General features: G+C 47.3%; 7 protein-coding genes and 2 pseudogenes. 1 reads left to right on the top strand and 8 read right to left on the bottom strand.

What is annotated here, in order from left to right:
- The 6 genes and pseudogenes from cmk to ileS form a co-directional block, all read right to left on the bottom strand.
- A pseudogene (cmk, locus tag B3O33_RS02525) lies at nt 1-581 on the bottom strand ((d)CMP kinase); the annotation flags it as partial.
- Nucleotides 574-1902, bottom strand: a complete 1329-nt coding sequence (gene aroA / locus B3O33_RS02520) for a 3-phosphoshikimate 1-carboxyvinyltransferase (protein WP_292361689.1) — start codon at nt 1900-1902, stop codon at nt 574-576. The pseudogene cmk and the gene aroA, both read right to left, overlap by 8 nt.
- A gap of 8 nt (nt 1903-1910) precedes the next feature.
- Nucleotides 1911-2798 (bottom strand): prephenate dehydrogenase, encoded by an 888-nt coding sequence (locus B3O33_RS02515; protein ID WP_292361688.1) that lies wholly within the window; start codon nt 2796-2798, stop codon nt 1911-1913.
- Nucleotides 2795-3892: a histidinol-phosphate transaminase gene (gene hisC, locus B3O33_RS02510; protein WP_292361687.1), complete on the bottom strand. Its 1098-nt coding sequence runs from the start codon at nt 3890-3892 to the stop codon at nt 2795-2797. The genes B3O33_RS02515 and hisC overlap by 4 nt, the downstream gene beginning before the upstream one ends.
- Nucleotides 3889-4356, bottom strand: coding sequence for a signal peptidase II (gene lspA / locus B3O33_RS02505; RefSeq protein ID WP_292361686.1), 468 nt, complete (start codon nt 4354-4356; stop codon nt 3889-3891). Before lspA ends, hisC begins: the two co-directional genes overlap by 4 nt.
- A gap of 10 nt (nt 4357-4366) precedes the next feature.
- Entirely contained in the window at nt 4367-7168 is a 2802-nt protein-coding gene (gene ileS / locus B3O33_RS02500; RefSeq protein WP_292361685.1) for an isoleucine--tRNA ligase, read from the bottom strand.
- 158 nt (nt 7169-7326) lie between these two features.
- Here ileS and B3O33_RS02495 point away from each other — a divergent pair, with 158 nt between their 5' ends.
- Nucleotides 7327-7614: a DUF3579 domain-containing protein gene (locus B3O33_RS02495; RefSeq protein WP_292361684.1), complete on the top strand. Its 288-nt coding sequence runs from the start codon at nt 7327-7329 to the stop codon at nt 7612-7614.
- A gap of 22 nt (nt 7615-7636) precedes the next feature.
- Here B3O33_RS02495 and B3O33_RS02490 read toward each other — a convergent pair whose 3' ends face one another.
- Both B3O33_RS02490 and prfC read right to left on the bottom strand, forming a co-directional pair.
- Complete coding sequence (locus B3O33_RS02490; RefSeq protein WP_292361683.1) at nt 7637-8086, bottom strand: CBS domain-containing protein; 450 nt, start codon at nt 8084-8086, stop codon at nt 7637-7639.
- A 64-nt stretch (nt 8087-8150) separates the two neighbouring features.
- A pseudogene (gene prfC, locus B3O33_RS02485) lies at nt 8151-8478 on the bottom strand (peptide chain release factor 3); the annotation flags it as partial.

Here is an 8478-nt window from a genome sequence, read left to right as displayed (position 1 = left end):
GGCCGTAGCGGCGCTACTTCACGTTGCATATCCCGATCATCACGTTCAGATATTTCAGCTACGAGATCGGAAAGGTTACTATCAATTCCTTTCTCTTTCAACTGCTTATATCGTCTCTCCGCCCGAACCTCCGCACTGGCTGTCAGAAAGACTTTAAATGTTGCGTCAGGAAACACTACGGTCCCCATATCGCGACCGTCAGTCACCAATCCGGGGGCCTGGCGAAAATCGCGTTGTCTTTGCAATAAAGCTGCACGTACCGCCGGTAATGCGGCAACTTTTGATGCGGCATTACCGGCTTGCTCGGAACGAATCAACAGTGAAACATCATCACCTTCCAGGACAACTTGCAGCTGACCATCTTTTAACAGAAACTTTACATCCAACTGTCCAGCCAGTGTTGCCAGCGCAGTTTCATCGGCTAAGTCAATATGATGTTTCAGGGCGGCTTGTGCAAGAACACGGTAAATCGCTCCACTATCCAGATAATGCCAACCCAGCTTTTCTGCCATACGTTGCGCTAAAGTACCCTTACCAGAACCGCTTGGACCATCTATCGTCAAAACCGGTATCTCAGACATCGAAAGCATCGATCTGTAAACCACTGTTATTTGCTAATTCGACAAAGTTGGGAAAAGAAGTCGCCACATTGGCACAGTCATTAATTTGAATAGCGCCACCTGCTTGTAAAGCGGCCATGGCAAATGACATCGCAATGCGGTGATCGCCGTGACTGTCCACTTCACCACTGCCTATCACGCCACCTTCGATAATCATCCCATCTGTTGTTGGCTGTGCATCGATACCCAGTGCTTGTAAACCATCGGCCATCACCTGAATTCGATCACTTTCCTTGACGCGTAATTCTTCCGCGCCGGTTAAGACTGTGCGACCTTGCGCACAGGCCGCGGCAATGAATATTGCCGGAAATTCATCAATTGCCAGTGGCACCTGATCTTCTGGAATGTCAATGCCTTTCAATGGTGCATAACGAACACGAATATCGGCAACCGGCTCGCCACCGGTGACAGCTTCATTACTCAGGCTGATATCGGCGCCCATTTCACGCAGGATATTGATCACACCAATGCGTGTCGGGTTAACACCCACATGTTGCAAAGTGATATCTGAACCCGGCGCAATTGCCGCACCGACCATAAAGAAAGTAGCCGAAGAAATATCCCCTGGTACATCGATACTGGTGGCGGTTAATTTGCCGCCACCTTTAATACTGATACGATTACCCTGAACATTCACTGGATATCCCATGCCCTGTAGCATGCGTTCAGTATGATCTCGTGTCGGCGCAGGTTCAGTTACACAGGTTGTGCCTTCCGCATACATACCGGCTAATAACAGACAGGATTTCACCTGAGCACTGGCCATCGGCAAGTCGTAATTAATAGCCGCTAATTTATGACCACCATGAATCGTCAGCGGTGGTTTGCCGTCGGTAGTATCAATCTGAGCTCCCATGAGTGCCAATGGATCGGTCACCCGACGCATCGGACGGCCTGATAAGGATTTATCCCCACTCATTATCACGTCAAAGGATTGCCCCGCCAGCAGACCACTTAATAAACGGATCGAAGTGCCGGAATTTCCCACATACAAGTCATTTTCGGGTGCCATCAATCCATGCATGCCGACACCATGCACGGTGACTTTGCCGTCGACCGGGCCTTCTATCTTAACCCCCATGGCTCGAAAAGCAGCCAGTGTAGCCAGCGCATCCTCACCATCAAGAAAACCGCTGATTTCGGTGACGCCCTCAGCCAATGAACCCAGCATGATAGAACGGTGTGAAATGGATTTATCTCCGGCCACACGAAAACTGCCCGTTAACTGACCACCGGCCTGTACCACAAATTTACGATCCTGTTGCCCGCTCACGCTGTTCATCACTCCCACTACACTTCACTATTGTCTTTTAGACTTGGATCGGCAAAACGGGTATCTCTGGCCCGCTTGGCCCGTGCAAAAATATCAATAAGATAATCACCATCATCTTGCCGAATCGCCTGTTCGATCTGATCCAGACCACGTCGGTATTGTTCTAATAATTCTAAAATGGCGTGACGGTTTCCCAGACAGATATCCCGCCACATAACGGCATCACTTGAAGCGATACGGGAAAAATCACGGAAACCGCCTGCGGCGTAACGTAATACTTCATCACAGTCATCTCGTTTGGAGAGCATACCCACCAGATTGAAGGCTAAAACGTGCGGCAAATGACTGGTCGCAGCCAACACCACATCGTGATGTTCAACTTCCATGTCAAATACGTCGGCACCGGCCTGTTGCCACATTTGACGTACTTGCTCGAGCGCGTTTTTGTCCGTTTCGGCAACTGGGGTTAATACCACGCGATGTTGTTGATACAGCTCCGCAAACGCTGCAGATGGTCCACTTTTCTCAGTACCCGCTATTGGATGTCCCGGGACAAAACGGTCAAACTTATCACCTAAAGCCCGACGGGCGGCTTCAACTACCTGATGTTTAGCACTGCCCGCATCGGTAACAATCGCTTGTGACTTCAGATGAGGAGCCATTTGCTCAAAAACCGTTTGCATCGCGCCCATGGGTACAGCCACAAAGACCATATCCGCATCTGCGACAGCCTCTTTCAATGAATCAGCTGCATTATCAATAATGCCCAATGCCAATGCTTCATCACGTGCTGCTGCCGATCGTGAATAACCGGTTACCTGTTCAACCAGCCCGGCTTTTTTTAATGCCAAAGCCAGTGAACCACCAATCAGTCCAACCCCGATAATTGCCAGTTTTTTAATCATTTGGCCTCTGCAAGACTATTTTCCAGCGCTTCCAGGCAGCGCTGGTTTTCATGTTCAAGACCAATACTGATGCGTAAATGTGTGGGTAAACCATAACCTGCAACAGGTCTGACAATGACACCCTGTTGCAACAGTTTTTCATAAATGTCAGCCGCATGGGTGGCGACATCCACACAGATAAAATTTGCCTTAGAGGGAATATAACTTAGTCCCAGCTTGTTAAAACCCTCAATATATTGTTGCATGCCTTCGGCATTAACCTGTTTGGCTCGCTGCAGATAATCTTCATCGCCCAACGCCGCAATCGCAGCACTCATTGCCAGATGATTGACATTAAACGGCTGGCGCAGACGATTTAATAAATCAGCAATCTCCGGACTTGATAGAGCAAAACCAACCCGCAAACCCGCCAGACCATAAGCCTTGGAAAAGGTACGGCAAATAATTAAATTAGGAAATTCTTTCAACCAGTCAATGCTGTTCTGTTCATTGTCGCCATACTCAACGTAAGCTTCATCCAGTACCACAATCACATTGTCTGGAATGGCCTGCAGAAAACCATAAATTTCATTAGCTGCTACATACGTGCCGGTGGGATTATTAGGATTCGCAATAAAAACCAGTTTGGTTTTAGGCGTAATGGCTTGCTGCATTGCGGTTAAATCATGGCCGAAATCCTTGGCTGGAACTTCTACCAGCGAAGCACCTATCGCCTGTGCCACCAATGGATAAACGGCGAAAGCGTGTTGAGAAAATATGACTTCATCAACAGGTGAGACAAAACAACGGGCAATCAACTCCAATACATCATTGGAACCATTGCCCAAGGTAATCTGCCCGGCATCCAGCTGAAATTTTTCGGCCAAAGCCTGTTTCAATGTAAAGCCATTCCCATCGGGATAACGCGTTAAATCGCGGGTCGCCAGCGCAATTGCGGCCAGTGCGGCCTGAGATGGGCCAATCGGACTCTCATTTGAGGCCAATTTAATAACATCTCTTACACCATATTGCCGCTGCAATTCTTCAATCGGCTTTCCGGGTACATAAGGCTGCAACGCGGCAATGCTATCTACCGCTAAATCACATAGATTCATTTTTGCTCCGCTGGTTTTCTGAAACTATCCAAAATCAACAACACAGCACCGATACAAATGGCTGCATCAGCAACATTAAATGCCGGCCAATGATAGGTACCGATATATATATCAATAAAATCAATTACATACCCATAGAAAAACCGGTCAAGCACATTACCAATTGCACCACCGATAATCAGTGAAATCGCTATCGCTTCCACTTTTGCCTGCGCCTTAAGACGGGACAGCCAAATAATTAATACGATTGAAACGGACACCGCCAGCCCGATAAAAAACCAGCGCTGCCAGCCACCGGCACCTGCCAGAAAACTGAATGCTGCACCGCTATTGTGTGCCAAAGTAAAATTGAAATACGGCATCACGGCAACGGTTTGGTATAACTCCAGCCAATTAGCCATGACCACCTTGGTCAGTTGATCCAATATAATGATCAACACACTTACCCATAACCACTTCAACATAGTAACTGCCTCAGGCAAAACGGCGGGTTTCGCCATCGCCATCTACGTTTTCAACGCAACGGCCACACAATTCCGGATGATCTGCATGGCTACCTACATCATCAGTTTGATGCCAACAACGTTCGCAACGGGCGTTTGGCGAGGCATGAATATCCACTGCCAAACCAGTTAATCCGGTGTCGATTGCTGTCGCCGTTTTATCTGCCAATGAAAAACGCTTGGCTGACGATGTAATAAGGATAAATTTCAGTTCATCGCCAACTTTATTTAATACGTTCAGCAAACTGTCTTCAGCGTACAAACTAACATCGGCAGTTAAACCGCCTTTCACTGCACCCTGGTTACGTTTATTTTCCAGTTCTTTGGCAACAGCATCACGAACAGCGAATAATTGCTGCCAATCCGCCACCGACAAAACACTATCCAACGATAATGGCACCAGATTTGAATACCAGTTATTCAGTAACACTGACGAGTTACGCTGGCCCGGAATAAACTCCCACAGTTCATCGGCAGTGAAACTCAGAATCGGCGCAATCCAACGGGTTAACGCTTCCAGAATATGGAACATCGCGGTTTGAGAAGATCGACGGCCCAGACTGTCTGCCGGCATGGTGTACTGCCGATCCTTGGTGATATCCAGATAGGCACTGCCCAGTTCATTGGCGCAGAAATTATGCACTTTCTGATAAATCAGATGGAACTGATAGCTTTCATAGGCTGCCAGGATTTCCAGCTGCAGATGATAGGCACGATCCAGTACCCAGCGATCCAGTGGTAATAACTTTTCAGTTGCGACCAGATTGGAGGCAGGATCAAAATCATTCAGGTTCGATAATAAATACCGTGCGGTATTACGAATACGGCGATATGAGTCCGCTGTGCGTTTGAGGATTTCATCCGACACCGTCATTTCAGCACTGTAATCAGTCGCCGCCACCCAAAGACGAATAATATCGGCACCCAGGTTATTCACCACTTTTTGCGGTGAAACCGTATTGCCCTTGGATTTAGACATTTTCTTGCCTTCGGCGTCCACGGTAAAACCGTGAGTCAGCACAGTTTTGTATGGTGCTTTGCCAGTGGTGGCAACTGATGTCAACAATGAAGACTGGAACCAGCCACGGTGTTGATCGCTGCCTTCAAGATAGAGATCGGCAGGACGATGCAAATCATCACGGCGGGTTAATACGCAGGCATGCGACACACCAGAATCAAACCAGACATCCAGCGTATCAGTGACTTTGAAATAATTTTCTGCATCTGCACCAATCAGATCGCTGGCATCCATATCAAACCAGGCATCAATACCGTTTTGCTCAACCGCCAGGGCGACTTTTTCGATCAATGCTTTCGAATCCGGATGCAATTCCCCGCTCTGCTGATGCACAAATAACGGGATCGGTACACCCCAGGTCCGTTGACGGGAAATACACCAGTCCGGACGACCTGTCACCATATTCTCAATACGTTTTTGGCCCCAGTCCGGCATCCATTTGGTTGCAGCAATCGCCTGCATTGCCTGATCACGTAAACCGTTCTGCTCCATACTGACAAACCATTGTGGCGTCGCACGGAAAATAATCGGTGTTTTATGGCGCCAACAATGTGGATAGCTATGACGGATATCCACATGGCATAACAAAGCTGATTTTTCTTTTAATACCTCAATAACCTGCGGATTGGCTTTAAACACAGATTCACCGGCAAAAATCGGGGTGTCTGGTAAAAACACGCCATTGCCACCCACCGGATTATCCACTTCCAGTTTATATTTCAACCCGACAATATAGTCATCCTGACCATGACCAGGTGCCGTATGCACAGCGCCGGTACCAGCATCGGTAGTGACATGATCACCTAAAATAACCGGTACTTTTCGATCATAAAACGGGTGTTGCAGCAATAAACCTTCAAGCGCAACGCCCTTGCAGCGGGCAATCACTTCACCGGTTAACTGATAACGTTCAAGTGCTTTTTCATACAATGCTTCTGCTAACACCAAACGCTCAGCAGCACATTGCACCACGACATACTCTAAATCTGGATGCAGACACACCGCCTGATTGGCTGGCAAAGTCCATGGTGTGGTGGTCCAGATGGCAATATTCACCGGACCATTGCCGTTGTTCGGGCAGGCTATATCAAACTCAACGGTATCATTAAATTGAAAACGTACATCGATGGCCGGTGAGGTTTTATCTTCATATTCGACTTCGGCTTCAGCTAATGCAGAGCCGCAATCCACGCACCAATGCACCGGTTTTACACCTTTGTGTAAATGACCGTTTTCAATGATTTCGCCCAGTGTGCGAATAATGTCAGCCTCAAACTGAAAATCCATGGTCAGATACGGATTATCCCAATCAGCCAATACGCCCAGTCGTTTAAAATCTTCCCGTTGACCGTTAACCTGTTTGGCCGCATATTCACGACAGGCCTGACGAAATTCTGCCGGGCTGACTTTAACGCCCGGTTTGCCAACTTTTTTCTCAACATTCAGTTCAATCGGCAGACCGTGACAATCCCAGCCGGGAACATAAGGTGTATCAAAGCCACTAAGGGTTTTGGACTTTAAAATAATATCTTTAAGAATTTTATTGACGGCATGACCGATATGAATATCGCCATTGGCATACGGAGGGCCATCGTGCAGAATGAATTTCGGTTTACCCTGATTGGTTTGCCGTAACTGCCGGTAAAGATCTTGCTCCTGCCAACGCTTTAAAATCACAGGTTCGCGATTGGGTAGGCCCGCTTTCATTGGGAAGTCAGTCGCAGGAAGATTTAAAGTGTGTTTGTAGTCGGCCACAAAACGTCTCGTTGTCGTCAAATAATAAAGCGCTCGATTATACGGGTTTTTCTCGCTGACCTAAATCACTGAAAAGAGTTTGTTTGGCCTTTGCCTGATGTTACACAGTAAAATGCACACCCATTATTCATTTTGTTTATTCAAGAGCACCAAAATCGATGACTGCAACGGAAAAAGTGATCATTAAAGGCATCACTGAGGACGGCGGTAAATTTCGCCCCAGTGACTGGGCAGAAAGACTGTGTGGAGCAGTCGCCAGCTATGGTCCAGGAAGAAGAATCATTTTTCATCCAAACGTTAAACTGGCTTCACTGGAAGGCACCAAATGTGTCGTGATTGATGCGCAACTTGAAGAAGAAGACGTGATGCTTTTTGAATTTCTGTTGGAATTTGCCAACGATAACCGGCTACAGGTTGAAAGAATGGCTAAGTTACCCGAGTCCTAATCTTTTATCCACAGCGTTAAAATCACTCTTCGTGGTCGGCATCCGGCCAATTCTGGATATAGTTTTTCAATAGCTTATTTTCAAACTTTGCTTTTTTCAGCAGTTCTTCCACTACATCCGTAATGGATAACATTCCCTCCAGCCGACCTTTGTAAACTACCGGCAAATGACGGATATTATGGTCAACCATGATATTCATCACTTCTTCCAGCGTGTTATCCGGATCACAGGTATAGGGATTTGGCGTCATCGCATCCGCTGCTGTTTTAGGTTCCCACATGGCGTGTTTCTTGTGTAACACATTGAGCAAATCACGTTCTGAAAGGATCCCCACCAGCGTGCCATTTTCCGTTACCACTAACGAACCAATGCGATGTTCCATCATCAAATGGACAGCTTTATCCAGTGAATCTGTCGGTGTCAGCCCGATAACCGGCTTACCTTTGTTTTTGGTAATGAGTCTGACTTTCATCTCTTTCTCCGGCAACGAATGGAAATTTCATTCTGCTTGAGAAGTCGGCTGTATGGCAAGACTTTTAGAGATGCTCACGGGTGGAACGGAAATCAATTTCCGGCCAACGTTCTATTGTGAGATCCAGATTGACCCTTGTTGGAGCAATATAGGTCAGGTTATCCGCACCATCAAGAGCCAGATTCATTGAGGCTTTCCGCTTAAATTCCTCCAGCTTTTTCACATCATCGCAATACACCCAGCGTGCGGTATGCACCTGAACCGGTTCATAGGCGCATTCGACGCCATACTCCCCTTTCAAACGGTGAACAACTACATCAAACTGCAATACCCCGACCGCTCCCAGAATTAGATCATTGTTATCCAATGGACGGAATAACTGCGTGGCACCC

It is taken from the genome of Methylophaga sp. UBA1464 (assembly GCF_002325665.1).
GTDB lineage: Bacteria > Pseudomonadota > Gammaproteobacteria > Nitrosococcales > Methylophagaceae > Methylophaga.
The sequence above is the reverse complement of the archived record's forward strand: the minus strand, read 5'-3'. Positions and strand labels throughout refer to the sequence as shown.